Annotated in this window: 26 protein-coding genes, 2 pseudogenes and 1 riboswitch; of the genes and pseudogenes, 6 read left to right on the forward strand and 22 right to left on the reverse strand. The window is 34.8% G+C overall.

Translation table 11 applies throughout. The annotated features are described in order from the left end of the window. Window positions 1–106 precede the first annotated feature (106 nt). Window positions 107–307 (reverse strand): hypothetical protein, encoded by a 201-nt coding sequence (locus ACSVDH_RS18090; RefSeq protein WP_046590249.1) that lies wholly within the window; start codon window positions 305–307, stop codon window positions 107–109. Window positions 308–503: 196 nt separating this feature from the next. Between ACSVDH_RS18090 and ACSVDH_RS18095 the strand changes: the two genes are divergently transcribed. Continuing rightward, a complete protein-coding gene (locus ACSVDH_RS18095) occupies window positions 504–770 on the forward strand; it encodes a DUF2564 family protein (RefSeq protein ID WP_299093180.1) in 267 nt (88 codons plus the stop codon). A gap of 55 nt (window positions 771–825) precedes the next feature. On the opposite strand, the gene ACSVDH_RS18100 is transcribed toward ACSVDH_RS18095, so the two are convergent. Both ACSVDH_RS18100 and ACSVDH_RS18105 read right to left on the reverse strand, forming a co-directional pair. Continuing rightward, a complete protein-coding gene (locus ACSVDH_RS18100) occupies window positions 826–1,002 on the reverse strand; it encodes a zinc-finger domain-containing protein (protein ID WP_299093182.1) in 177 nt (58 codons plus the stop codon). Next, on the reverse strand, window positions 995–1,681 hold the full coding sequence (locus ACSVDH_RS18105; RefSeq protein ID WP_439251082.1) for a reverse transcriptase-like protein: 687 nt from the start codon (window positions 1,679–1,681) through the stop codon (window positions 995–997). Before ACSVDH_RS18105 ends, ACSVDH_RS18100 begins: the two co-directional genes overlap by 8 nt. Window positions 1,682–2,004: 323 nt before the next feature. Between ACSVDH_RS18105 and ACSVDH_RS18110 the strand changes: the two genes are divergently transcribed. Both ACSVDH_RS18110 and ACSVDH_RS18115 read left to right on the forward strand, forming a co-directional pair. Continuing rightward, window positions 2,005–2,391: a reverse transcriptase-like protein gene (locus ACSVDH_RS18110; RefSeq protein ID WP_439251081.1), complete on the forward strand. Its 387-nt coding sequence runs from the start codon at window positions 2,005–2,007 to the stop codon at window positions 2,389–2,391. A 27-nt stretch (window positions 2,392–2,418) separates the two neighbouring features. Beyond that, entirely contained in the window at window positions 2,419–3,327 is a 909-nt protein-coding gene (locus ACSVDH_RS18115; protein ID WP_439251080.1) for a DMT family transporter, read from the forward strand. Window positions 3,328–3,349: 22 nt separating this feature from the next. On the opposite strand, the gene ACSVDH_RS18120 is transcribed toward ACSVDH_RS18115, so the two are convergent. Continuing rightward, window positions 3,350–3,625 (reverse strand): DUF6123 family protein, encoded by a 276-nt coding sequence (locus ACSVDH_RS18120; RefSeq protein ID WP_439251079.1) that lies wholly within the window; start codon window positions 3,623–3,625, stop codon window positions 3,350–3,352. Between the two features lie 151 nt (window positions 3,626–3,776). Between ACSVDH_RS18120 and sspL the strand changes: the two genes are divergently transcribed. Beyond that, a complete protein-coding gene (gene sspL, locus ACSVDH_RS18125; RefSeq protein ID WP_046590505.1) occupies window positions 3,777–3,917 on the forward strand; it encodes a small, acid-soluble spore protein L in 141 nt (46 codons plus the stop codon). A 103-nt stretch (window positions 3,918–4,020) separates the two neighbouring features. Here the strand turns inward: sspL and ACSVDH_RS18130 are convergent, their stop codons facing one another. Then, window positions 4,021–5,208 (reverse strand): metallophosphoesterase family protein, encoded by a 1,188-nt coding sequence (locus tag ACSVDH_RS18130; protein ID WP_439251078.1) that lies wholly within the window; start codon window positions 5,206–5,208, stop codon window positions 4,021–4,023. A 393-nt stretch (window positions 5,209–5,601) separates the two neighbouring features. Here ACSVDH_RS18130 and ACSVDH_RS18135 point away from each other — a divergent pair, with 393 nt between their 5' ends. Next, on the forward strand, window positions 5,602–6,402 hold the full coding sequence (locus tag ACSVDH_RS18135) for a DeoR/GlpR family DNA-binding transcription regulator (RefSeq protein ID WP_439251077.1): 801 nt from the start codon (window positions 5,602–5,604) through the stop codon (window positions 6,400–6,402). Window positions 6,403–6,469: 67 nt separating this feature from the next. On the opposite strand, the gene ACSVDH_RS18140 is transcribed toward ACSVDH_RS18135, so the two are convergent. From ACSVDH_RS18140 to ACSVDH_RS18180, 9 genes and pseudogenes are all read right to left on the reverse strand, one after another. Next, window positions 6,470–7,366, reverse strand: a complete 897-nt coding sequence (locus ACSVDH_RS18140) for a 5'-3' exonuclease (protein WP_439251076.1) — start codon at window positions 7,364–7,366, stop codon at window positions 6,470–6,472. A gap of 148 nt (window positions 7,367–7,514) precedes the next feature. Then, window positions 7,515–7,649, reverse strand: coding sequence for a protein YpzF (gene ypzF / locus ACSVDH_RS18145; protein WP_269431602.1), 135 nt, complete (start codon window positions 7,647–7,649; stop codon window positions 7,515–7,517). 103 nt (window positions 7,650–7,752) lie between these two features. Continuing rightward, window positions 7,753–8,019, reverse strand: coding sequence for a YpbS family protein (locus ACSVDH_RS18150; RefSeq protein ID WP_299093201.1), 267 nt, complete (start codon window positions 8,017–8,019; stop codon window positions 7,753–7,755). Then, a complete protein-coding gene (locus ACSVDH_RS18155; RefSeq protein ID WP_439251075.1) occupies window positions 8,012–8,200 on the reverse strand; it encodes a hypothetical protein in 189 nt (62 codons plus the stop codon). Before ACSVDH_RS18155 ends, ACSVDH_RS18150 begins: the two co-directional genes overlap by 8 nt. 1,025 nt (window positions 8,201–9,225) lie before the next feature. After that, window positions 9,226–9,999 (reverse strand): annotated as a pseudogene (locus ACSVDH_RS18160) (dynamin family protein); the annotation flags it as partial. A 1,272-nt stretch (window positions 10,000–11,271) separates the two neighbouring features. Continuing rightward, window positions 11,272–11,859 (reverse strand): annotated as a pseudogene (locus ACSVDH_RS18165) (dynamin family protein); the annotation flags it as partial. Window positions 11,860–12,364: 505 nt separating this feature from the next. Next, window positions 12,365–12,916: an isoprenylcysteine carboxyl methyltransferase family protein gene (locus tag ACSVDH_RS18170; protein WP_299094300.1), complete on the reverse strand. Its 552-nt coding sequence runs from the start codon at window positions 12,914–12,916 to the stop codon at window positions 12,365–12,367. 1 nt (window position 12,917) lies between these two features. Further along, window positions 12,918–14,015: a type III polyketide synthase gene (locus ACSVDH_RS18175; RefSeq protein WP_439251071.1), complete on the reverse strand. Its 1,098-nt coding sequence runs from the start codon at window positions 14,013–14,015 to the stop codon at window positions 12,918–12,920. A 365-nt stretch (window positions 14,016–14,380) separates the two neighbouring features. After that, entirely contained in the window at window positions 14,381–14,605 is a 225-nt protein-coding gene (locus ACSVDH_RS18180; RefSeq protein WP_439251069.1) for a methionine aminopeptidase, read from the reverse strand. Window positions 14,606–14,837: 232 nt separating this feature from the next. Between ACSVDH_RS18180 and ACSVDH_RS18185 the strand changes: the two genes are divergently transcribed. After that, a complete protein-coding gene (locus ACSVDH_RS18185) occupies window positions 14,838–15,284 on the forward strand; it encodes an SHOCT domain-containing protein (RefSeq protein WP_299094306.1) in 447 nt (148 codons plus the stop codon). A 92-nt stretch (window positions 15,285–15,376) separates the two neighbouring features. On the opposite strand, the gene ACSVDH_RS18190 is transcribed toward ACSVDH_RS18185, so the two are convergent. The 8 genes from ACSVDH_RS18190 to ACSVDH_RS18225 form a co-directional block, all read right to left on the reverse strand. Then, complete coding sequence (locus ACSVDH_RS18190; protein ID WP_299094307.1) at window positions 15,377–15,616, reverse strand: HPr family phosphocarrier protein; 240 nt, start codon at window positions 15,614–15,616, stop codon at window positions 15,377–15,379. A gap of 271 nt (window positions 15,617–15,887) precedes the next feature. After that, the gene (locus ACSVDH_RS18195; RefSeq protein ID WP_439251066.1) at window positions 15,888–17,201 is read right to left on the reverse strand and encodes a nucleobase:cation symporter-2 family protein; all 1,314 of its coding nucleotides are present in this window, start codon (window positions 17,199–17,201) and stop codon (window positions 15,888–15,890) included. Then, on the reverse strand, window positions 17,198–17,791 hold the full coding sequence (locus ACSVDH_RS18200) for a xanthine phosphoribosyltransferase (protein WP_439251064.1): 594 nt from the start codon (window positions 17,789–17,791) through the stop codon (window positions 17,198–17,200). Before ACSVDH_RS18200 ends, ACSVDH_RS18195 begins: the two co-directional genes overlap by 4 nt. A gap of 286 nt (window positions 17,792–18,077) precedes the next feature. Next, window positions 18,078–18,179: riboswitch (purine riboswitch) on the reverse strand. A gap of 137 nt (window positions 18,180–18,316) precedes the next feature. Continuing rightward, window positions 18,317–19,822, reverse strand: coding sequence for a carboxypeptidase M32 (locus ACSVDH_RS18205; RefSeq protein ID WP_439251062.1), 1,506 nt, complete (start codon window positions 19,820–19,822; stop codon window positions 18,317–18,319). Between the two features lie 144 nt (window positions 19,823–19,966). Continuing rightward, window positions 19,967–21,889, reverse strand: coding sequence for an ATP-dependent DNA helicase (locus ACSVDH_RS18210; protein WP_439251060.1), 1,923 nt, complete (start codon window positions 21,887–21,889; stop codon window positions 19,967–19,969). Window positions 21,890–22,053: 164 nt separating this feature from the next. After that, window positions 22,054–22,248, reverse strand: a complete 195-nt coding sequence (locus tag ACSVDH_RS18215; RefSeq protein ID WP_439251058.1) for a hypothetical protein — start codon at window positions 22,246–22,248, stop codon at window positions 22,054–22,056. A 433-nt stretch (window positions 22,249–22,681) separates the two neighbouring features. After that, a complete protein-coding gene (locus ACSVDH_RS18220) occupies window positions 22,682–22,867 on the reverse strand; it encodes a hypothetical protein (RefSeq protein WP_299094316.1) in 186 nt (61 codons plus the stop codon). 87 nt (window positions 22,868–22,954) lie between these two features. Continuing rightward, window positions 22,955–24,109, reverse strand: a complete 1,155-nt coding sequence (locus ACSVDH_RS18225) for a THUMP domain-containing class I SAM-dependent RNA methyltransferase (RefSeq protein WP_439251056.1) — start codon at window positions 24,107–24,109, stop codon at window positions 22,955–22,957. Window positions 24,110–24,228 lie beyond the last annotated feature (119 nt).

The raw sequence follows: 24,228 nt of genomic DNA on the forward strand, positions 1-24,228 counted from the left end.
TTGTGACTTAACCATAAACAATTTAAATGAACAGAGGCTGAGTTTACTCCGCCTCTTTTTTATATGTCTTTTTTCTTCTTACTTCCTTCTTTCTAATTTTACAGTTCTAACGGGAGGAGTTCGGTTTTTGACTGACAATTAAGTATTCAATCGCCTTAATATTTTGCTTAATACTTTTCTCTATTCTACTTACCTCCATCTGGTTAAAAATATTTGCGTTGTTCGCTATAAAGACTAATTTATCTAGATCTCTATAAATTTCAGAGAATGCTTCTTTGATCGTTGAATCTAACGGCTCATTTCCCATGTCATTTTTCACTCCCAAGGTCTGTCTTTAACCGAATTTCTAGTTAAAAGGTTACATATTTGTGTTATATTTTTACATAGTTTTCTTCACATTTATTTTAACATGACATCTCAGTTTTAGATATATATACATGATTGTTTTTTTTAACGAATATTTTTTCTTGAATTCCAAAACCTATAAAATGGAGGTGTTTCTATTGGATCAAATTAATCATACTGGATTAATTAGTGGAATGAATGAATTAAGTCAGATTGAAATGTCTGTAAAAGCAGCACAAAAAATGGTAGGTTCAGCTACAATGCAATTAGATCAGGAAGCCATTCAACATGCAGAAAATGCAATTCGTGATGCAAAAGATCTAATGAATCGTTCAAGTAAAACAGGTGTTGATCAAGAGTTTTTAGCTAAACAGCAAGAGCTTTTAAAACAATGTGAACATCAATTATCAGAGGCAAAGCATTAAAAAAATCCGCTTATGCGGATTTTTTATTGGTTATCCAATTTATTATAAAGACATTTTAAGATAATTTTTCTCCAACCTCTTTTATCTTCTGGCCTACTGTGCATTGATTAATGCAAAAGGAATGGGCAAATCGCTTCCCATATTCTTCGCGGAAATGCTTCTTTAATAAACAATTAACACAATAAGTATCTAATATTTCGCTTAATTCTTGCAATGTTTGTTTTTTATTCATTTTCGCCAACTTCCTCATTTATAATCATTTTACTGTTTATTTGGGTACCGCTCATTGCTTGGGTTGCAAGACGATCTGCTTCATTGTTCTCTTTCCTCGAAACTGCTTCATACTCAGGCATGATATGAAGCTTTTTAAGTTTATCTTCAATACGATCAAGCCAAATGGTGAACTCTTCCTCATAGCACGGCCATTCTCCAGCTAGTTGTTTCAAGACAACCTGTGAGTCACCTTTAAAAACGATTTTCTGTCTGATCATACCATTCTCTTCAAGAGCATTTACTAAATAGTAAAAGGCTGCATACTCTGCTTCATTATTAGAGGTTAACTCCTCTGCCCTTTCATTCAAGCGGATACGGTAACGGCTGCCGTTTTGCGTATAATAAATGACAGCACCAAACCCAGCCAATTTTGACTGTTTATGATAACCGCCATCAAAATAAGCGACAATATCATGGGGTTCGTCCTTAACTATATCTTTTAAACGCTTTAATTCCTTTAATGTCCATGTTTGCCCGTCTTCAGATATAAAAGTAAGCTGTTTTACTCGTCCAGTTTGTAAAAAATCTTCTGCGAAAACGATCGTTTCGTCTAAGGGTAAATAATCTGTCGAAAGAATCGCCTGCAGTTTTCTTTTCGTTTGGTAGGTCCAATCAATTTTATACTTCAAAGGCTTCACTCCTGAATATTGGTAAGTCCGTTTCCAATCTTTTTTATCAAAGCTTCTTCTAAAAGCAAATTTTTCCTATAAACCTGTTGATTAAAATTACTTTCTATTTAATAATGTTATCAATGTGCTATAATCGTATTCGATTTCTCGTTATTTTCGTTTACCTCTGTATAATCAAAGTCTTTTATTCATCGTATTATAATGTAAGCCAATGTATCCTATTTTATCATCGTTTATCTTTTTATTAAAGCTCATACTGCTGCGGTAAAGATAGGCAAAATTTTCAGAACCCATATAAAACCATAATGAATAAGTTTGGAGGTTTTGATTTTATGATTGAGGTATATGTAGATGGCGCAAGTGCAGGCGATCCTGGCTTATCAGGCGCCGGAATCTTTATTAAAGGACACGGGAAAGCAGAGCAATATTCCATTCCTCTAGGAAGGATGACAAATCATGAAGCCGAATATCACGCCCTAATTAAAGGATTGGAAATTTGCATTGAGAAGGGGTATCAGGTGGTATCCTTTCGTACAGATTCACAGCTTGTTGACCGCGCTATTGAAAAACAATTTGTTAAAAACGCCTCATACGTTCCGCTTTTGGAGCGTGTTATGGAATTAATGGAACAATTTGATCTATTCTTCATTAAATGGATTCCAAGCAAAGAGAATAAAGTTGCCGATCAGCTGGCAAAAAACGCAATTTTAAAACAGTAAAATGATTATAGAAAGAGAAGAAAAAATATGCAGAAAAGCACTTTAGCGGATTTAAGTTTATTATTTGTAGCATTTATTTGGGGTTCAACTTTTGTTATTGTCCAGAATGCGATTCAATTCCTTCCCCCCCATTTATTTAATGGTATTCGCTTTTTACTAGCGGCATGCGTTTTAACTCTTTTTATTAAAAAGACTTTTACAAAAGCATGGTCGAAAGAATTAATAAAAGCAGGTATGTTTTTAGGAATCTTTTTATTTTTAGGGTATGCATTTCAAACAATCGGATTATTGTATACCACATCTTCAAAGACCGGTTTTATTACAGGGTTGAGCGTAATGATTGTACCATTTTTATCCATATGGATTTTAAAAGAAAAGCCAAGAAGAATTGTTTTTTTTAGTGCTTTGATTGGAATAATTGGACTTTTCCTGTTGACCTTGGGAGATTTGGCAGGGATCAATATTGGTGATCTCCTTGTTTTGTTTTGTGCGATTGCTTTTGCCCTTCATATTGTATTTACAGGTAAATTTTCGAACAAATATGAGCCATTGCAATTAACAATTGTCCAGTTAATAACTGTTTCTCTATTAAGCTTTGTCAGTTCATTACTTTTTGAAAAAGCATCTCTATCGTTTTATGATTTTTTCAATAAAGAGGTTATTAGTGCCTTACTGATTACCTCCATATTTGCAACGGCCCTTGCCTTTTTGATCCAGACGAAATTTCAACAGTTTACAACTGCTGCAAGGGTTGCTCTTATTTTTGCAATGGAGCCTGTATTCGCTGCACTGACCGCATTTATAGTTCTCAATGAGCGGCTAAATGGAGCTGCCTTAATTGGATGTTTGCTTATCTTTATTGCAATGATTTTAACTGAAATGCCAAGTGTTCAGAAAATCAAAAGGGCAAACACAGAGCAAAAGCATGAAATGTAATGCTCGGTTATTCCGAGCTTTTTTAGATTAAGTTTAAATTTTCTACAAAATTGAATGCTTGTTTCCTATTCTGAATGGCTTCTTTTTTAAAGCTTTCTAATAAGGAAATGTAAAAAGCGCCATCAAACTCCTTTTGAATTTTTAAGGTAAGCTCAATTGCAATAATTGCAATTTCATCGGTTGTTTCTGTATAATGCTGGCCAAATTGAATAAAACCGGTTGCATCCTCTCCTAATATAAATCCTTTGTGTGTTAGGTACTCAAGATAATCTGTGACTGTTTTCACCGTTTTTGTCAAGTTGATACCCATCCTTACTTTTTCAATATATAGATTATGATAGCGAAAATTGTCGATAAATTCCATTGTTTTTTTGAAAGATTCAAATTTCTGCTTGATACATAAGTATCAAACAGAAATGGCAATAATACAAATGGAGGTGAACTTAATTATGAGCAGTAAAAAAAGAGGGAATAATCGCGGTCAAATCGCTCCAAGCGTAAATCCTCAAGGACATGGAGAAGATGTAGAATTTTCAACTGAACCTAAAAGCAAGCTGGAAAATGCAGCGAAAAAGAAAAATACAAAATAAAATCCGAGGGTCAGACCACACAAACTCAATATATAGGACTTCTGAATTAGCTTGTAAACCCATATATTAGTATTGATTCGTGGTTTCAGACCCTCTTTCAGTTTTAATGATGTATTGGCAACGGATCAATGCTTTGATCATTCGCTGTTAAATCAATTCCATAATCCTTCGCAAAAACCATATGGGTTTCAACTAATACCCCTTCCTTGTTTTCATCTAGGTTAAATACTCTTGCCCCACGCAGCCTATTGCGTTCAGCACCTGGAAGGCCGTATGTTCCGAAGCCTGTGTTTCCTGCATATCCAAGCAAAATTCCATAATAATTTCCGCAATAAGTGTTTATATGATCGTGTCCACAGAATACACCTTTAACGTCACCACGATCTAACATGGCAGAAAACAATCCTCCGTTTACCGGTCCAGGACATTCATCTTCATTTCTTTCACCTACAATATTATGTTTTACCACAGCGAGTTCATGATTTTCCTGCGTTCTGCTATCTACGCTGCCAAACCACATAAAACGGTGTTCCCATAGAGGGATATGAATGAATACGAGTGAAGGCACTTTATACCCATATTGCCTCTCAATTTTTTTGGACTTTTCATAATACCAATTTACTTGGTTAAAACGGAGCCAATCCCATGTCGGATATCCTTTAAAGTCTTGTCCAGCGATTTGTTCAGGTGCATATCTCCCACTATCAAGCAGCCAAAGGTTAAATGCGGCTTGATTCCCGTTTGATTTCTTGATTAAAAGGTTCATATTCCCTGTACCAGTAAGGCCCTTTTCACCAGGCTCATTCATATTATGTTTATACTTCATATAGAAGTTTAGCATGTCATCCTCATCCATCCCGCTTTTTGGGGTTGAATCCTCATCATGATTTCCGAAGGTAACCGCCCATTTAATTCTTCTCTTTTCCATTGGCTGGACGACATTGTTCAACGCTTGTTTCATTTCAAGTTCTGTATCACAGCCTCCTGTAATATTGTCACCATTAAGAACAACAAAATCAGGTTTCTCAGAGTCAAGTACCTTCTCCATCAGTTCGAGTGTTCTGCGATCAATTCGTTCATCATCTTGTGTGTCATTAAATTGAACAATTTTAAATTTTCCATTTTTGTTAAATTGAAGCTTGGCTTCTTCACGTTTCTCAGCATGTACTTTGTTTGTAAACAAATCTCCTGGGAGCCCAGTTGACGCCAGTGTTAATACAAGCGTGCTTATTCCTCCTATTTTGATAAAGCTCCTTCTGTCTAATCCTTTGTTTTGATCCTTGGTACTCATCACTGCGACCTCCATTTTCAATTAATAGGGGAAAACTGCAAATGAATTTAAAAATGATTATAACTTCCTATGTCCCCTTATCTACTTTTACATTTTAGAATAATATTATTGATAGATTATTAATGATGGGAGAAATATTCGTTAAAAAAACAAAGGAAAATCAAAATGCAAAATAAATTAGCAAGTCTTATAATCGTAAAAGATAAGAGAATATACCCGCCTTATTACAGGTCTAAAGATAGATAAAAAGGTTGCTTTTTACTTTTGTTTTGTCTATCTATTTTTGTTAAATTTACAAAACTTAATATATTCGTTGCCGATTTTTTATATTCGTTTCTTATAATAAGTAATTACAAAACAACTCTGGATACATGATATCAATGGAGGGACGATATGAATATGTCTTTACATTCAGAAAGATATAGAGCGATCATGAGAGAGCTTGAGCTTAAAAATAAGATACGAGTCGTTGACCTTGCAGAAAAATTAAACGTAACACCGGAAACAATACGAAAAGATTTAAGTGCACTTGAGGAAAAAAAGAAATTACGCCGCATTCATGGCGGTGCTGTTCAATATATTGGATTAATAAAGGAACATCATTTTAACAAAAAAATCGGCATCTTTCATTATCAAAAAAAATTAATTGGAGAAGCTGCGGCAAGATACATAATGGATGGAGAGACAATTGCTCTTGATGTAGGGTCAACAACCTTGCATATTGCGAGTTCGATAAAGAACGTGGAAAATATAACGATTGTGACGAATTCTTTAGCGGCAGCAGAAGTTTTAAATAATCGGTTAGAAAACCATTTGTTCGATGGTAGAGTGATCGTGCTTGGCGGAACGTCAAATCCGCTGCAGCGTTCAATAAGCGGCACAATTACTAATCAATTATTAGAACATTTTTATTTTGATAAAGCTTTTATTTCTTGTGGAGGAATGAACAAAGATGGAATTTTTGATTTCAATATAGATGAAGCCACGGCATCTTCCATTATGATAAGGAGATCGAAGCAAAATTATATTGTGGCAGATTCTTCGAAAATAAATCAACGTGCTCTTTTTCAAATTGGATCATTTGCAGAAATTAATTATCTTATAACGGATCAGGACGTGCCTTATGACTGGATTATGGATCCAATCATTAAAACTGTCAATTGGATTAACGCTGCTGATATAAGATCTAATTAATTAGCCCGCTCATTTTTAAATATGTATTCAAATCTGCGGGGGATTCGTTATCCCCCATCTTACCATCTTAAATGGCCTCTCTTACAATGGTGATATTTTTAAGCAAGGTATGAACACCTCTTAATTCCAATTCCTTTATCATGGCAAATGCTCGTTCTTCATTTACTCTAAAAATCGCATCTTCTATGATGCACTCCAACGGTGCTTGGCAGTTAATCGCAGCCAGCTGCCTAGACAAATGAAGCATTTCTAAATCATTTTCGATTTTTGTTTTTTGCCCTTTTGTTAATTCGTTTAAATTTTCTAAGAGCACATCGATCGACTTATATTGAACGATAAGCTTATAAGCCGTTTTTTCTCCAATCCCCTTTACTCCCGGATAATTATCACTTGAATCCCCCATTAATGCTTTTACATCAATAAGCATTTGTGGTTCAATTGCAAATTCTTCGATGAATAATTCCTTTGTATAGTGTTTGTAATTGCCAATTCCCTTTTGAAAAATCAAGACATTAACATGATCATTGAGTAATTGAAGGATATCCCTATCACCTGTTAATATTGTAATGTCCATTTCATGTTCAAATGTTTTTGCAATGGTTCCAATACAATCATCCGCTTCAAACCCTTCAATACCCAGGTTGGGGATATCTAACGCGGCCACGACCTCTTTGGCTAAGTCGAATTGAGGCATTAACTCAACCGGTGCTTCAGGCCGATTTGCCTTATAATCAGTAAATAACTCATTTCGATATGTTTTTGCCCCCATATCCCAACAACATATAACATGGGAAGGCTTCACATAGTCAATAGCAGATATTAAATGTTTTAATAGTCCTGTTACTGCATTAGTAGGAATCCCTTTACTATTGATCATAAATTGTCCATATACTGATGTAGCATAAAAAGCCCGAAATAACAGTGCCATACCATCTACAATTAATAAATGATTATCCTTTTTCATCTCATTCTCCTCTTTAAAAAATACTATTAGTATCATACCATATAATGGCTACATATTGTTTGGAACTTCGAACCATTACTTTAAACATACAATAACAAAAAAATAGGCTGACTCAAAGGATTAGCCCCTTTTAAGTCAGCCAAAAAGATTAATCTTTCTTTTTATCGCTTAATTTCAATGCTTCATGTTGTGCGTATGAAGCAAATTCATTGTTAAAATCATTCTTTTTCTTTTTGTTATTGTTTCGCTGTGCATTTGCGTTTCCAAGCTTTGTACGCCCCATTTCAATCACACCTTTCAAAATATAATTCAAGTTTAGCTTTCCACGAAGCGACTTAAATTAAATCATTTCAAGGATAAAAGAAAATGGAAAAAACATCAAACTCTTATTTGCGATATTTTCTATTTACAAATTCCTGTACCATATCCTTCGTCACTAATCTACGAGTAGGTACAATTCCTTCAGATGCTAGGCGATTCATTTCTTTTGTTACTTGATTAATTTTATCAATATCAAACGGAAGAGAGTTGACACATAATTGGATCGCTTCTTCAATAAATGCTTCACGCTTAGCCTCGAGCTTTAAAAATGATTGAATGTGATTATGCTGCTTTTTACTATGCTGCGAAATTGCTTCATGTACATTACTCATTTTTGTTTCCTCTTTTCTTCATTAACCTTATAACATGATCCTTCGGGTCCCAGCATTGAAACGAATAATTCGGTTTCGTTTCATATTTTAGGCGTCTGCATAGATACTTCATTTTTCCGTCGATTTTTAACGCTTCAAAATGAATGCAGGTAGCACATACCTGATACGTTTTTGAATCCATGCACGTCCTCTCCTTTGACCATGCTACTTCTTATTTCATTTGATTTTACCATATGATCGTATGTTCCATCATATTTTTAACAAATTTATCGTTGCTTGAAGCTTAGACTGCTCCTGTTTTAGCTGATCAGAATTGACAGCTTCTAAATCCAATAGAGCATCAAAACCTTCTGCAGTCTGTACTGATATTTCTTGAACAAGACTTGAATGCGTCCTATCTATTACCTCGTTATAATAACGGAAAAATTCTTCTAGATATTTTTCTAATGTAATGGAAATAGGATCATCAAATCTTTTCGCTAAATCCTCACTCATTGCTTTTTTTTCATTTTTTTCAAAGAAGGATTTTGCATTTTTAAATAGCTTCAGAGAAGGTTTCAACTTTTCAACCATTTCACTAGAAAATTCAATCCCAATGTCAGGTGTTGAAATTTCATGCATTTCTGGCTTTGTCAACGTTATTGATTGGGACTTTTTCTTAATTAGCTGAGAAATCCTGCTGAATTCATCATCATAGCCCTTTTGAATAAATTTTTCCACTCTCAAAGTAGTTGCTTGCAGCTCTTGAACTAATTCAAATTCAATTGTTCTAATTAGCTCGTTTAAACAAGATAGTAACGCTTGCTGAATATTGGATTGCGTAAATACTCCAGGATGAAATGCTTCTTTAAAGAAATCATTGAAACGGAATAGCAATCTTTGTTTCACATAAAAGATTAACTCTTCAATTTCTTGATTAGTATGTGTTGTTAAATGAGTATTTGTCAGTTTTGAGAGTTCCTGTTCAACATTTAGTTTTTCATCTAAAAGTTTTTGCTTGATTTTCTCTTTCTCTACTGCATCGTTTTCGGCAGCAACAATAAGGGCTGTCATACGTTCATCCGAACGCTTTAAATCCTCTTTAATAGAAACAATCGTGGTATTTGTTAGCTCCTGTTTGATAAAATACTCAAATTGCTCTTTAAATGTAAGATAATCCTGTTCATGTTCCAAGTTATTTGAGAGAATATTTAAACTTGAAACGCCAAATAATCGAACATTCCTTATTTCTTGCTGGAGCAGTTGTTCTTTTATATACTGTTTAACAAGCTCTACTTCCTGCTCATCCTTTGCTAAATCAATCGCATTGATTAGGAAAAACATCTTATCTAATGTAAACGAATCCTTTACACGTCCTAATTGACGAAGGAATTCTCTATCCCCCTTAGAAAAAGGATGATTATAATACGTTACATAAAGAATAGCATCTGCTTTTTTAATATATTGAAAGGCCACTGCTGTATGTCTTTTATGAAGAGAATCTGCACCAGGTGTATCAACTAAGGTGATCCCAGCTCTTGTAATTGGACAATCGTAATAAATAATGACTTCCTCAACCAAACAAGCTTTTTCTTCTTTCGCAACAAAATCCTTAAAGGTTTCCTTTGTGGAGGTGATCAGCAAACCGTTATTTGTTAAGCTTTGATAATCGCTTAATGCTATTCTATATTTTTTTATTGCATCTATTTCGGACTGTTCTTTCCCTTCAAGCTCGTGAAGTTGATTTATTAGCTCATCTATACTGGTATGCTTATTATTTAATGTAGGAATACTTTCTTTTACTTCATTTATAATCATTTCTTCTGATTTTAATTTCACTTCAACTAATCCATGTTGTTTTTCTGCAGAAGTTGGAGCAATTTTATTAATCGTTGCAGTTGTAGGTGTTGGTGATGATGGCAGTAGTCTATCACCAATTAAAGCGTTGGCAAAAGAAGATTTTCCTGCACTAAAAGCCCCAAACAATGCAACAGTAAATGAGCGGTTATTGTAGCTGTTTGCCTTGCTTTCAAGTGAATCGGTAAACTGCTTAAAACCGCGAATTTTCTTCAAGCGCTTTATCATCTCTTCTGTTTCTTTTATAAATTGTTCTTTATTCGATAATTTAGCGATTGGATCTTTTACATCTAACATTGTTTCTTCATCAGCAATACGTATTTGAGCTGTTTCTTTTATGTTCAGTGATTTCAGAACACGATGACGATATAATAGGTTTTCCAAAAGCCACTGCTTACTATCTACGTACACCTTCACTTGGTCAGCAAGTATTGCCTTTAATGACTCATCATAGCTGTTTAATTGATCACATTTTAATATGATGGCCTCATGTTTGACGATTTCCTGCATTAATTTATTGATTTCCTGAGATAGTTTTTCACATTCTTCATGGTGGTCAATTTTTAAATGATCGATCATTTTATCCATGATCTTCATTGCTTTATGCTTACTATGTTTTTTTATTAATTCACTTACATCTGAAGAATAAGTTAAAATATATTGATTATTCAAGGATGCTCCAGGTTTTAAGGCATCAGTTAAATTCTGTTCCGTGACTTCGATTGAAAATGACTGAACCTCTTGTAACAATGACTCATCATGGATATCAATTTTTTTCAGATACTCTTTAAATATTGGTGTGAAATGCCAGGTGATTTGTGTTTCAACATTTTTCCTCAGCTCGTCAACTAATTCTTTTTTTCTTTTGTCTCTTTCTTGTTCGGTCTTAGCCTTTGAGAAGAGGAACCCCACTTTAAATGCCGGATCTGCCGCTTCAATATATGAAGCTGCCTTTTCTCTTGTTTCATAAGGAATGATATTTGCACTCTTTAATAATGTGGAGACTCTGTCATTTATTTCGGCTGTAAGCTCCTTGATCTTATTTTCTTCGTTTTCAAGGTTTTGATTGATTTGCGCTTTCTTTGCTTGACACTCCGCTAATTCAGCCATAACTTGTGATTGATCAACATCTGTCAATTCTAAAAGATCTTTATATTTTTCCAAATGTTCTTTTAGTAAGCAAGCTACAGCAGCTTCCACATTCTTTTCCATGTATTCTTCTTTTTGATCGACAATCGCACGAATAATTTCTTTTATTTCATGTAATTGATTATGCTGATGATCATCATTCATTAGCGTAGTAAAAAATATGTCTTGATGATGGAGTCCAATATCAGAGAATGATGTTTCAATTTGATGTTTAAACACAGAAAATGAGACTTCTTTTTCCACATGTTTGTCAATTTGGTTGACAATGAGAAAGATCATTTTTTCTTTCTCTTTCATTTCTTTGACAAAAGAAAGGTTTTCTTCAGATTGAACATGATTATAGTCGGTAACATAAAAAATGACATCGGCAATATGAAGCATTGATTCAGTTGATAGCTTATGGGCGGCATCGGTAGAATCAATTCCTGGAGTATCCATAATCACGACATTTTCATGAAGATTTTGATATGGCTTTTTAATCGATACTCGTTCGATTTCATCACCTTGTTTGCAATATTCCTTAATTTGTTCTATTGAATAATCGCCATCTAGTTCGATACTTTCTTTTGCCTTCGAATATAAGGTTACCTGGTGATCACCCTTTTCTAATAATACCAAATTTGCACTAGTCGGAATTGGACTTGTAGGCAGAATTTGTTCATTTAATAATTTATTGATCATCGATGATTTACCAGCAGAAAAGTGTCCGGCAAAAGCAACATAAAGCTTGTCATTCGACAGTTTATTTACCAATTCAACAAGCTTATTCGCATTTTCTTCATCATACGTCTTTATCGTTTGATGAAGTTTTATTAACTTTTGCAACAAATGATCTGTTTTAACAGCAGCTGTCATTGTAATCCCCTTTAATTCTTTAACATTTTATTTAGTATCATTTTACAGAATCTTTTTGATTTTTGCTATCTAAAGATATGAAAATTGGAATTGATAACTTCTGTAATTTTTTTATTAAAGACAGAACACAAACTTTTTTTGCTATATAGCAAGTAATGCAGAGTGGCTGATTTCTCTTCATGTTTCACTTTAATCTCTCGGTTCGTAAATCCTCGGTCGGCTCGGTGCACTTGCTGAGTTTGCACTTCATACCTTTTACTAAACCAAAATAAAAAGCCCACTTTACGTGAGCTAAACGAAACTATGCCTTTCCAGCATCAATATTCTTTAATATGTAACCAACCAATAAACTATATGCAACAACGGTACAACCGACAAATAACATTGTCATATTCTCCGCAGACCTCCATGTTTGAAAATGAGAATCCTTTTCATCCTAAAATTATTGTATCACTAATGATAATCATTTTCAACACAGTTTTTCATTTTTCTATTAATGAGCTCATTATTTTTTTGGAATAAATCTTGTTTTTAATTGGAAGGCTTTTTCATAATTTGTGTTCTTCTCTAATGCTTTTTCCTCTGTCGGGATGCGCACGGACATTATAGCCAGATTTAATAAACTAAATAAGATTGCGGTCATATATGCTTGAAAAAGCAAAGGGATAAAAAGAATTTCGACTGCTACCACAACATAATTCGGATGCTTCAAATACTTATAAGGTCCTTTTAAAACAACATGCACATTTGGGAGTATAATAATTTTCGTATTCCAAAAGCTTCCTAAAGAATAGATCGCCCAATAGCGAATAATTTGTGTGAAAGCGATAATTGGAACAAGGATATACCATATACTTGTTACTTCCTTTTCAAAAATGGTTACTTCAAGAAATAACGAAATGAAGAATAGGATATGGAGAGCAATAATATATGGATAATGTTCGCTTCCATGTTCGATGCCTCCCTGCTTTAACATCCATTTTTCATTTCGTTTTGCAATAACCATTTCGACAACTCTTTGTAATAGTAGTAGTGAAAATAAAATGATAAACATCATGTTATACACTCTCCCACTGGACTAGCAGCAATTCAGAGCTAAAGCCTGGCCCCAGTGCTCCTATTAACCCATATTCACCTTCTCGTCCGAGCTCCTTCTCTAAATAGTCCTGGATAACATACATAACCGTTACAGATGACATATTACCATGGTGAATAAGGATATCTTTGGATATATGCAAGTGCTGGTCCGACATTCCAAGCCCTTCTTGATACGCTTCAAGAACCTTTTTCCCGCCTGGGTGTGCTGCAAAATGACTAATCCCATCCAAAGTTAAGTCATGTTCTTGTAAAAATGTGATGACTTGAGGCCGCAGCCATTTACGAATAATCGTTGGGATATCCCGGGAAAATACAACATAAAAACCATTATTTTTAATCTCCCATCCCATTACATCTTCTGAATCTTTCATAAAGGTGGATCTTGTACCTTGGATATGTGGAAGTGCCTTTAATTTAGAAGTAGACTTCCAGTTAAATGAGGCACCAGCAACACAAACACAGGCAACTCCATCTGCAAATAAGGATGTTCCAATTAAATTACTTTTTGTTAGGTCATCATGCTGAAACGTTAAACTGCATAGCTCAACTGAAACAACTAATACAAGTGATTCAGGAAAAGCTAGACAGTATTCAAAAGCACGTGAAAGGCCGGCAGCACCGCCTGCACAGCCTAATCCCCAAATTGGAATGCGCTTTGTTGTTTCTTTAAAAGACAATTGATTCATAATTTTTGCATCAATACTTGGTGTAGATATACCCGTACTACTAATAAAAATAATCGCATCAATTTCCTCATAATTAATTGATTGACATAATAGCCGTTCGTTATGTAAACAATTGTTGATTGCAGTGACACTTAGCTGAACAGCCTTCTCTATATATGTATCGTTTTTTTCTTCAAATGTATGGGTCTCTTTATACCAATCAAGCTTCTCTGCAAACTGCCTGGATTGGATCTCTCCATTTTTAAATACAGTTAATAATCGTTCAATATCTTTAAAGGAATCTTGAAACATTTCCTTTGCAAATTCGATTGTTGTATCTTGACTTAATTCATTTTCCGGAATTGCTTTGCCGACTGATAATAGATAAGCCAATTTACCATTCACCTCAACTTTATTAAGGATACTATTTCCAATTGGCTATAAATTTATCCATGAATGTGCTTCTAAGCAATAAAAAAAGCCTTTCCCATATGGGGAAAAGCTAGACGTTTTAAAGGAGTTGTTGTTGTGCACCTTCATTATAACGCAATTATTCCTTTTCATCATTAATAATTTTTGGTAATCGATGATTCCGTGTAAAAATAAGCCATATAGATTTCATCATGGAACTTCCCATTTAATTTTATTTGCTCCTTTTGAATACCTTCTTCAATAAAACCATATCTTTCATATAGCTTCTGTGCTAAACCATTTTGAAGCAAATATTAAACATAATCATTCAATCATTTATGAGGACATTAGTGAAGTTGTTCCTCAGAGGAGTTCCAATCAGAAAATTGACCTGTGCCATTACATCCCGGACAATCAAAAATACTGTCATATGTTGGTGTGTGTATACTAGTTAAGGTCATGATAAAGCCTTTCCCCATACAATCAGGACACTTACCTAAAGCTTTCATATCAGCATATATTCGTTGGTTCCTTTTTTCATTCCATTGCGAAAATGATCTAATAAGATTCAAAAACATCACCTCTTTTTTTAATATGTATCAAGTGAGGAAATTTTAAACAATTAATCCTAAAGAATGGTAATAGCAAATTAATGAACATTTTTGCTATTAAAATTTATAATATTTTTAATTGAAAATTTGATTTATCCATGTTTTTTCATTTCTTGACCTTAACTTTTTCATTATTTTTATGTAAAATAATAATAGTTTCATATACTCGGAATATAAGAAAAGGAGCTTATTAATGGCTGAGTTAGCATTTAAAGAATATAGTTTCAAAAAAGGCAGTAAAACGACCGTATATTTATATCAAAGCAGCATTGAAATCATTCATCATGGATTTTTAGGAAAATTTAATAAAGTCAAGCTCATTCAATATAAAAATATCACTGAGGTGACGTTAAAGAATCCTGGCTTTGCATCAAATGGAAGCATTTTATTAGATTGCGGAAATAATAAAAATAAAAATGAAAAACATGAAAATACAATTGAATTTGCAAAAGTTGAAAAAGAGCTTGCAATTGAGTTAAAGGAAATGATTGAAACGAAAATTGAAGAAATTAAAGGACAACGAGCGGATTCAGCAATTGACAATTTTGATAAGCTGAAAAAATTAAAAGAGCTTGCAGATCTTGACATTTTATCTGAGGAAGAATATCAAGAACAAAAGGAAAGAATTTTAGAAAGCTAAACATAAGAAAAGGGTCAACTTCCCAAAACAAAATGTTTTTGGAGCTGACCCTTTGTCTTTCTTACTATATAAAATGCGATGATCTGTAGACATTACAGCAACAACTTACTAAATTCTTTGATCGCTTCTTCTTCATCTTCTCCCTTTGTCATGATTGTAACATCTGTTTCATGTCTCAGTGTCGCCAAAAGCCCCATTAAGCTTTTTGCATCTACTTTAAAATTTTTTCCGACAATATGAATATCAGATTCAAATTTATTTGCCGTTTCAGCTATTTTAATCAATTTTTCGACAGTTAAAAATTGTGTAATTTTCATATCCTTGACTCTCATTTTTGTTTTCTCCTATAGTAAGAATAATAAATTCTATCTTATTATATACATATGCTATGACAAACATTTTGTTTCTTCTTAAAGAACTCATAAGAAGATGAGTGGTCCAACTACAACTTTTTAATGAACAAATATGGATGTATATAGAAAAAAGTTATACGAAAAAATGAAGAAATACAAGGAAAAAATAACGTCTTTTAAGAAATTGATAAAAACGCTGCCTTAAAACCAAGAAAGTAGGCAACGTTTTTACTATTTTTAACCATACTATTTAAGATGCTTGCTTTTGAACAATAGAGCGATTGTTGTTCCCTTTCCTTTTTGCATTTGGAATAACATTGAAGATAATATTTAATAAAATTGCCGTTACACTCCCTGCAACAATTCCGCTATTTGTTAATATTTTTACTGATTCAGGTAAACCTGCAAATATATCAGGTACAACTGTCACTCCAAGTCCGAGGCCGACAGAGCATGCAACAATTAATAGATTTTCCTGTGAAGAAAAGTCTACTTGACTAAGCATTTTCACACCGTAAGCAACAACCATACCAAACATAGCAATCATCGCTCCGCCTAATACGGATGATGGAATCACTGTTGCAAGTGCCGCAATTTTTGGTACCAAGCCTAGACCCATCAGCATAAGGGCAGCTGTATAAATGACTCGGTTTGTTTTAATACCTGACATTTGAATAAGACCAACATTTTGCGAAAATGTTGTATAAGGAAAAGCGTTAAATATTGCGCCAAGCATATATGCTAAACCTTCGGCACGATATCCTCTTGCTAAATCCTTGTCATTTAATTTTTTGTTACAAATATCTGCTAAAGCAAAATAGACTCCTGTTGATTCTACCATACTTACAATCGCCACGATCGTCATCGTTAAGATTGGTGCTAGTTCAAAGCTTGGTGTACCAAAATAGAAAGGCTTGCCGATATTAAACCAAGATGCTTCATATACAGGCTGGAGATTTACCTTCCCCATGAAACCCGCGATAACGGTCCCTGCGATAATCCCAATCAATATTGAAATAGCTCGGACAAACCCGGTAAAAAATCGATTAATTATTATAATTAAAAAAAGGACACTAAATGCTAATATGAGATTTTCTTTTGATCCAAAATCAGGACTGCCTTCACCGCCTGCCATATTATTCATCGCAACAGGAATCAAGGTGATCCCGATAATTGTGACAACAGATCCTGTGACAACAGGAGGAAAGAATTTTACTAATTTTCCAAAGATAGAAGAAATAAGAATGACGATCAATCCTGATACAAGCACAGCGCCATAAATCGAAGACACACCATATTCATTGCCGATTGCAATCATTGGTCCAACTGCGGTGAACGTACATCCTAACACGATTGGTAACCCGATTCCAAAAAAGCGATTTTTCCATACTTGTAAAAACGTTGCAACTCCACACATAAAAATATCAATCGCAACTAAATAAGTTAATTGTGCACCAGTTAAACCAATTCCACTGCCAACAATCAAAGGAACAACAACAGCCCCTGCATACATAGCTAATACATGCTGTATTCCTAATGATAAATTCTTTAATGATCCCTTCACGCTTTAACCACCTCAAGCTCTTCGACAAAGGTTACCTTGCCTTCTTTTAACGAATGAATTCTCGCTAAGGATTCTAACTTGTAGCCTGATTCCTTTAAATACTCTGCACCCTTTTGGAACGATTTTTCAATCACGATCCCAATCCCAGCTACATAGGCACCAGATTTTTCAACAATCTCGATTAGTCCTTTTGCAGCCTCACCATTAGCTAAAAAGTCATCTATAATTAAAACCCTGTCTGTTTCATTTAGAAATTGCGAGGATACAGCAATCGTATTTTCTTCTTGTTTAGTGAATGAATAAACAGATGATACGAGCAATTGATCTGTTAGGGTTAACGATTTTCTTTTCCTTGCAAAAATCACCTTCACACCAAGCTCAAGACCGGTCATTACCGCTGGAGCAATACCAGATGATTCAATGGTCACAATTTTTGTAATCCCTGCATCTTTAAAACGATTGGCAAATTCTAAGCCTATTTCTTTCATAAGTGCTGGATCAATTTGATGATTTAAGAATGAGTCAACCTTCAGCACACCATCAGAAAGAACGATGCCTTCATCCTCTATTTTTTTTCTAAGCAGCTTCATTTATCTTCCCCCTCATGAATGAACATATTGTAGCAAATAAAAAAGCGCAAGGCGCCTGCCTATCGGCGACAAGCATAAGGCGAACAGGAATAGAAGGTGTTCTTTACCTTCAATTCCTGTTTGACTTATGACCTCGAGCCGATGGCGCCTGGAGCTAGATTCAGAAACGCAAGCTATGTTAAGAAATTATATAAATTCTGATATTATAAAAAAGCGGCATTGCTTCCTATATAAGTGAAGCAATGCCGCAATAAACATCAAAATGGAAAAAACATTTTTTCATTTGCTACATATAAACTCCACCCATAGTCGAGTAATTTACGGTTACTCGGTAGAAACTTGTGGGCCATATTCCCACGATTATATGAGTGCTTATCCAATTAAGAAAAATTATATCAGTAAATGGGTTTTTTGCAAATGTTTTTTATAAAAAACACGAACTTTATCTATGGAACACATTAAGAATATTCGTAAAATTTAAAAAGAAGCAATTTTCACCGCTTCTTTTTTTGTATATATCTATCTTTAGAGACGATAAATGGCTCGATACTTTTCTTCAAGATAATCAACCAAATATTGGGCATTCAGGCCTTCACCGGTTACATCCTTAATGATTTCTAAAGGTTGTTTTGTTTTTCCATATTGGTGAATCTTCTCTGTTAACCATGTTTTAATTTTTATAAATTGGCCTGTTTCTACTAGTTGATCAAAATCCGGTATATCTTCAAGCATGGCATGTTTAATTTGTGCAGAATACATATATCCTAATGCATAAGATGGAAAATAGCCAAAGCTTCCTCCAGCCCAATGTACATCCTGAAGTACACCTACACCATCATTCGGAGGGGTAATTCCTAAATACTCTTGATACTTTTCATTCCAAATCGTTGGAAGCTGCTCTACCGTAATTTCATCATTAAAGAGCGCTTTTTCTATTTCATAACGAATCATGACATGCAGCGAATATGTTAATTCATCTGCCTCAATTCTAATAAGAGAAGGCTTTGACTCATTAATCGCCTCATAAAATTCTTCAAGGCTGACACCTTCAAATTGTCCTGAAGAATATTCCTTCAATCGCTGATAATATCGCTGCCAAAAGCCTTTATTTCTGCCAATAAAATTTTCATAAAACAAAGATTGGGACTCGTGGATCCCCATTGAAGTACCACTACATAAAAACGTTCCTTCCAGCTTTTCTGATATGTTTTGTTCATAAATGGCATGCCCGCATTCATGAATGGTTCCGAAAATAGCTGTTCTAAAATCACCTTCATCATACTTCGTTGTGACCCTGACATCATTTCGGTTGAGAGTAATTTCAAATGGATGAACAGTTTCATCAAGACGTCCAGCCTCAAAATCATAGCCTATTTCTTTCAATAGAAATTCACTCAACTCTTTTTGGTTACCTTTTGGAAAATGCTTATATAAAAAATCAGTATTTGGCTTAAAGCTTGATTGTGAAATTTCTTTAACAAGTGGGACAATTTTTTCACGTACTTGTGCAAAAACTTTATCTAATAGATCGACAGTTACCCCTGGCTCATATTCATTCAATAATGTATTGTATTTATTACCTTTATAACCCCAATATGTAATCAGTTTTTTATTATAATCAACAAGCTTTTGTAAATAAGGGGCAAATAGGCTATAATCCGATTTTGCCTTGGCATCCTCCCAGACCGCTTCCGCTTTAGAGCAAAGAATCACATATTCTTGGTATTCTTTTGGAGGAATCACCTTATTTTTCTTATATTCCTTTTTCATCAGCTCAACAGCCTTTTGCGTAATTGGATTCAGCGTTGCAAAAACGTCATGCTTTGATAATGCTGTTAAGTAATCATTCATTTGCTCTGATACAAGCATTTGAAATGCTTCTGTAGAGAGCATGCCGATAACCTCTGAACGCTGTTCAATTCCTTTTTTAGGTGCGCCAGTGCGCATATCCCAATACATCACATTAATTGCCTCTTCATAAGCTTGCATCTTCTTTAGATACTCAACGAAATCCTGTTCAATTTTACTCATTCTCCACACTCCCCTATTCACTTCATCCAACTTAAAGCACGACATAGCTGGTTTTCTATTAAAGCGTAAATAGCAGAAGATAAATTGTCAATCAATGATATCTAGTTATTATCATTAATTGACAACCTTAAAGCATATGTCAGCTTATTGCATAATTGGTTCTACAGGTAAGACCGCTGTTATATTATCCGCAATGGAACGATCATTTTCATGAAGGAAAATGGTGATCGATCCTTTATCTTCATTAGTCCTGATTAATCTTCCTATCCCTTGTCTTAATCTCAATAGCATATATGGGAGCTCTACTTCATTAAACGGATCTTGCTTGTCTGACTTTTTCGCTTCAAATACCGGATCATCTGGCGGATATGGGAGCGACCACATAATAACATTTGATAATGATGGACCTGGAATATCGAGCCCTTCCCATAAGTGAACAGCACAAAGCACCGATTCCTCCTTTTGCTGAAACTCCTTTACAATTGAACTAATTTCTTGATCACCTTCAAATAAAATTGGAAACTCCATGCTCTCAGTTGTAATCATTTCTTTAAAAAACTTTAGATCTTGCTGGGAAGAAAATAAAACAAGACCTCTTCCGCCGGATCGTTCTAATTCTTTAAGTGTAGTTTGGAATTTTCTTTGTTGATGATCTTCCACCATAAGTTTTACTTCCATTTGCTCCTCATAGTCAAAAGGAGATTCTACTGAGAGTGATAGATAATCACTGATTCCTAAGCTATTTGCAATAAAATCAAAAGACTTATGATCTGAAAGTGTTGCAGAGGAGAAAATAAATGGTATTTTTTTAGAGAAAACTTTTTCGCGTAAAACTTCTTCTACTTTTCGCGGCATTATAACAAGGCTATAATCATTATCCTTTTCTTCTACCCAGCTGACAGCATTATTTTTTTGATTAAATAGTGACAAAGAATATTCCATTTGGTCAATATACTCTTCAACAATTTTTAATTCATACTCATCTATTGTAAAGAGCTCCCCCTCAAAAACAAGCGCTTCACTAATTTCAGCTAACTTTTGTTGTAATTTTTTAGCTGTTGATTGAAGGTGACCTTTTTGATTAATTTTCAAGCGATTGGATCCTTCAATAACCGTTGTACATGCTTGTAAATCATCAAAAAATGCATCATTGATCGCCAGTCCGTCCTCAACCAAAAAGGCAAGCTCTTCGCGAATCTCATTTTGCAGCAGCCTTTCTAAAAAGATCTGCAATGAACTTTGTTTCACACGATATGTTAACGCCTTTTGTGCTGCATACTCTAATAAATGACCTTCATCAAATACAACACTGCTATATTCGGGAAGAAGCGGCATTTGTCCTTCACGCTTTCTCGATTCATAGGTCCATACATGTTCCATAAAATAATCATGTGAACAAACAATAAGATCAGATGCTCTTCGATAATGATCACGTGACAGCGTTAAACCGCAGCGATGGCGTTGTTCACAAGTAAAGCAATCCTGAAACGAGTCCCATCCAATCTTGTCCCATTCTTCATCAGATAGATGGCTGAATTCCTTCCGGTCACCATAAGGAGAAAATTGTTGCATTCCAGCCTTTTCATGGACAAAATCCGGGAGAGATTGATAAACATCTAGATATTTCTCACTTCCGGTTTTTTGAATCACATCATCCAGCTTGTTTAGACATAGATATTGGCTGTGGGTTTTACTTAGCCGTACATCCATTTGTAAATGTAATGATGCGGATAGCTTGGCAATGTCGCCCTCTTGCTTTACTAGCTGTTCAATTAAAGTTTCATCCGCACATGCGATGATTGCTGGTTTTCCAGTATATCTCGCATAGGCTAATGCATATAGCAAATAAACAATTGTTTTTCCTGTGCCTACCCCTGCTTCAGCAAAGATAACCTTTTTTTCTTGAAAGGCTCTTTCAAGTTGAAAGGCCATGAAAATTTGTTCATCTCTTAACTCAAAGCCCTTTTCAGGAAGGAGATCGTAAAAAACATCTCCGATCCAATTATTTAAGGCTTGATAAAAACTCTCATCCTTTGAAATGGAAAAAGGCAAACGCGACGTTACCATGTACGCTCCTCCAATATACTTGAAATCCTATTTATTCACAAAACATTATTATCTTATTTCAAAATGGAGTTGTCAACTTTTATGCAGAAACGGTTCATTAAAGAAAGAGGAGTTGAAAATGATTTAAAGGAGCCAGCGGGGAATGCTACTCCTTTTTTCCAGAATTAATTATCGAATAACGTTTCGATAATTAACTGATGATCAATAGATGTCGCGTGTGCCAAGGCTTTCATCATTTCTTCTCTCGCAGTGCCGAGCTGAAGAACAGCAGGAGAATTTAAACCAGTTTGTTCCTCTAATGATTTTTTAGTCGAATAAAGCGCCTTTGAAATTAGCTGGAATTGCTGATCTTCATACATACCTTTTAACCACCCTTCTTTTCTTAAAAAAATCACCCGAAAAAGGAAACAGATAATAAATACATCTAATAATTCATCATATGTTCTGATGCTTACAATTTATTCCTTCTATATCGTTGATTTTTAAGATAATCAGACTGGTTTTATAATGAACAGAAAACGGTAATTTTATTCTAAGTGCATTCATTTCTAATGAATGCTTTTTAAACTTGTCTACTGATTTCCAATCCAGACTTTAGCTATAAATCATAAAAAAAGCGCAAGCGCCTTGATCAGCCTAGGGCAAATAAGACGCTCGTGAATAGAGGGCGTTCTTTGCCTTCAATTCATAAGTGGCTAGACCCTAGAGGGGCTAGGCGCTGGAGCTAGACACAAAAACTAGGTTAAAATTTTATCTTTCTTACCTTTTAAAAAAAGAAAAACGAAGAGATATTTACTCTTCGCCTTCCACCTTTTTATATCCTAGTTGAAAAAGTTCTTCTGTTACTACATCAGGTGTAACAATATAGTATGTATTTCCCTCGTCATTTGTAATAATGACCTCAGTTGGGCTTGCATCGACACGAGCTGCATCTAAAGAAAAATACTTTGGGCCAAGCTGGTCAAGTATTGAAGACATACGATCCACCTCCTTTACCGTTCATTATAACAGGTTTAGCTTGGTGTACATACCCATTAAAAAAACAGGCGGACGATTCGATTCTATTTATTCTGAATCTGTCTTTTTTCTAAGCGGACGAACAGTGGACCAATATTGATAAAAATCTGTTTTAATAAAACCATTAAATAACTTTCGCTTTTTCGTTGCTGGTTTTCCGTAAAAATCTTCAAAGCCTTCATGTGATGTAAGCATATAAATGCTCCAAGTGTCTAAAGGTGCAAACGCATGTCCCATTTCCCGATACATTTGCTCAACAGCTTTTTTCTCGCCAAGACGCTCACCATATGGCGGGTTCCCAACAATAACACCAAATTCCTTTGTAGTTGTAAAATCCTTTACTTGCATTTGTTTAAAGGTAATTAGCTCACGAAGACCTGCTTCATCAGCATTTGCTTCAGCAATTCGAACCATTCGATGATCAATATCAGATGCTTGAATATCAAGGGGTTGATCATAATTCGCCTTTTCTTCAACCTCCTGACGGGCAAGATTCCACTTATCCTCCCCGATCCAATGCCAATCCTCTGAAACAAATTCGCGATTAAAGCCAGGTGCGATATTTTGTCCGATAAGTGCCGCCTCAATTGGAATCGTACCAGAACCGCAAAACGGATCAACGAATGGTCTGTCAGGTGTCCAATTTGTTAGTAACACTAATGCAGCAGCAAGTGTTTCTTTTATAGGTGCTCCACCCTGGTCTACACGGAAACCACGCTTATGAAGGCCCGCTCCGCTTGCATCAATTGTTATAGTTGCTACGTCTTTTAAAAGTGCAATTTCAATACGGTAAAGCGGGCCATCATCCGTCAGCCAACCTGTAGTTTTATAATGAGATTTTAGTTTTTCTACTACAGCTTTTTTAACAATCGCCTGGCAATCCGGAACACTTGCTAAGGTGGATTTTACTGATTTTCCTATCACAGGGAATTGAGCATTCACTGGTAAAAATTCTCCCCAATTCAAAGCCTTTGTCCCCTCAAAAAGCTCATCAAATGTTTTCGCCTTAAATTCTCCTACCTTAATCTTGATCCGGTCTGCTGTTCGTAGCCAAAGATTCGCCCGGCAAATAGCTAATTCATCTGCTTCAAAGGTTATCTTTCCATTTTCAACTTTACATTCATAACCTAAATCCTTTACTTCTTTCCCGACAATTGCCTCCAGCCCCATTGCAGAAGTTGCAATCAGTGATAATTTCTTCATTTTTCCACCCTACCTTGGCTTCTATTTCAACAACAATCATTTCTAACATTATCATTGTCTAATTTACCATAAAAAAACATAATCTTATGTAAACGAAAAGGGGCTGAATAAATCAGCCC

Origin of the sequence: Metabacillus sp. Hm71 (assembly GCF_051842955.2) — a bacterium.
In the GTDB taxonomy this organism is placed as follows: Bacteria; Bacillota; Bacilli; order Bacillales; family Bacillaceae; genus Metabacillus.

What these genes read in the sequence shown, in the direction of transcription:
- ACSVDH_RS18155 (WP_439251075.1), bottom strand. Translation starts at nt 8,200, where the DNA reads ATGGATTCAAAAACGTATCAGGTATGTGCTACCTGCATTCATTTTGAA.
- ACSVDH_RS18185 (WP_299094306.1), top strand. Translation starts at nt 14,838, where the DNA reads ATGGCTGAGTTAGCATTTAAAGAATATAGTTTCAAAAAAGGCAGTAAA.
- ACSVDH_RS18210 (WP_439251060.1), bottom strand. Translation starts at nt 21,889, where the DNA reads ATGGTAACGTCGCGTTTGCCTTTTTCCATTTCAAAGGATGAGAGTTTT.
- ACSVDH_RS18170 (WP_299094300.1), bottom strand. Translation starts at nt 12,916, where the DNA reads ATGATGTTTATCATTTTATTTTCACTACTACTATTACAAAGAGTTGTC.
- ypzF (WP_269431602.1), bottom strand. Translation starts at nt 7,649, where the DNA reads ATGGGGCGTACAAAGCTTGGAAACGCAAATGCACAGCGAAACAATAAC.
- ACSVDH_RS18225 (WP_439251056.1), bottom strand. Translation starts at nt 24,109, where the DNA reads ATGAAGAAATTATCACTGATTGCAACTTCTGCAATGGGGCTGGAGGCA.
- ACSVDH_RS18090 (WP_046590249.1), bottom strand. Translation starts at nt 307, where the DNA reads ATGGGAAATGAGCCGTTAGATTCAACGATCAAAGAAGCATTCTCTGAA.
- ACSVDH_RS18150 (WP_299093201.1), bottom strand. Translation starts at nt 8,019, where the DNA reads ATGAGTAATGTACATGAAGCAATTTCGCAGCATAGTAAAAAGCAGCAT.
- ACSVDH_RS18135 (WP_439251077.1), top strand. Translation starts at nt 5,602, where the DNA reads ATGAATATGTCTTTACATTCAGAAAGATATAGAGCGATCATGAGAGAG.
- ACSVDH_RS18205 (WP_439251062.1), bottom strand. Translation starts at nt 19,822, where the DNA reads ATGAGTAAAATTGAACAGGATTTCGTTGAGTATCTAAAGAAGATGCAA.
- ACSVDH_RS18215 (WP_439251058.1), bottom strand. Translation starts at nt 22,248, where the DNA reads ATGTATGAAGATCAGCAATTCCAGCTAATTTCAAAGGCGCTTTATTCG.
- ACSVDH_RS18190 (WP_299094307.1), bottom strand. Translation starts at nt 15,616, where the DNA reads ATGAGAGTCAAGGATATGAAAATTACACAATTTTTAACTGTCGAAAAA.
- ACSVDH_RS18110 (WP_439251081.1), top strand. Translation starts at nt 2,005, where the DNA reads ATGATTGAGGTATATGTAGATGGCGCAAGTGCAGGCGATCCTGGCTTA.
- ACSVDH_RS18220 (WP_299094316.1), bottom strand. Translation starts at nt 22,867, where the DNA reads ATGTCTTCAATACTTGACCAGCTTGGCCCAAAGTATTTTTCTTTAGAT.
- ACSVDH_RS18100 (WP_299093182.1), bottom strand. Translation starts at nt 1,002, where the DNA reads ATGAATAAAAAACAAACATTGCAAGAATTAAGCGAAATATTAGATACT.
- ACSVDH_RS18200 (WP_439251064.1), bottom strand. Translation starts at nt 17,791, where the DNA reads ATGAAGCTGCTTAGAAAAAAAATAGAGGATGAAGGCATCGTTCTTTCT.
- sspL (WP_046590505.1), top strand. Translation starts at nt 3,777, where the DNA reads ATGAGCAGTAAAAAAAGAGGGAATAATCGCGGTCAAATCGCTCCAAGC.
- ACSVDH_RS18140 (WP_439251076.1), bottom strand. Translation starts at nt 7,366, where the DNA reads ATGAAAAAGGATAATCATTTATTAATTGTAGATGGTATGGCACTGTTA.
- ACSVDH_RS18115 (WP_439251080.1), top strand. Translation starts at nt 2,419, where the DNA reads ATGCAGAAAAGCACTTTAGCGGATTTAAGTTTATTATTTGTAGCATTT.
- ACSVDH_RS18130 (WP_439251078.1), bottom strand. Translation starts at nt 5,208, where the DNA reads ATGAGTACCAAGGATCAAAACAAAGGATTAGACAGAAGGAGCTTTATC.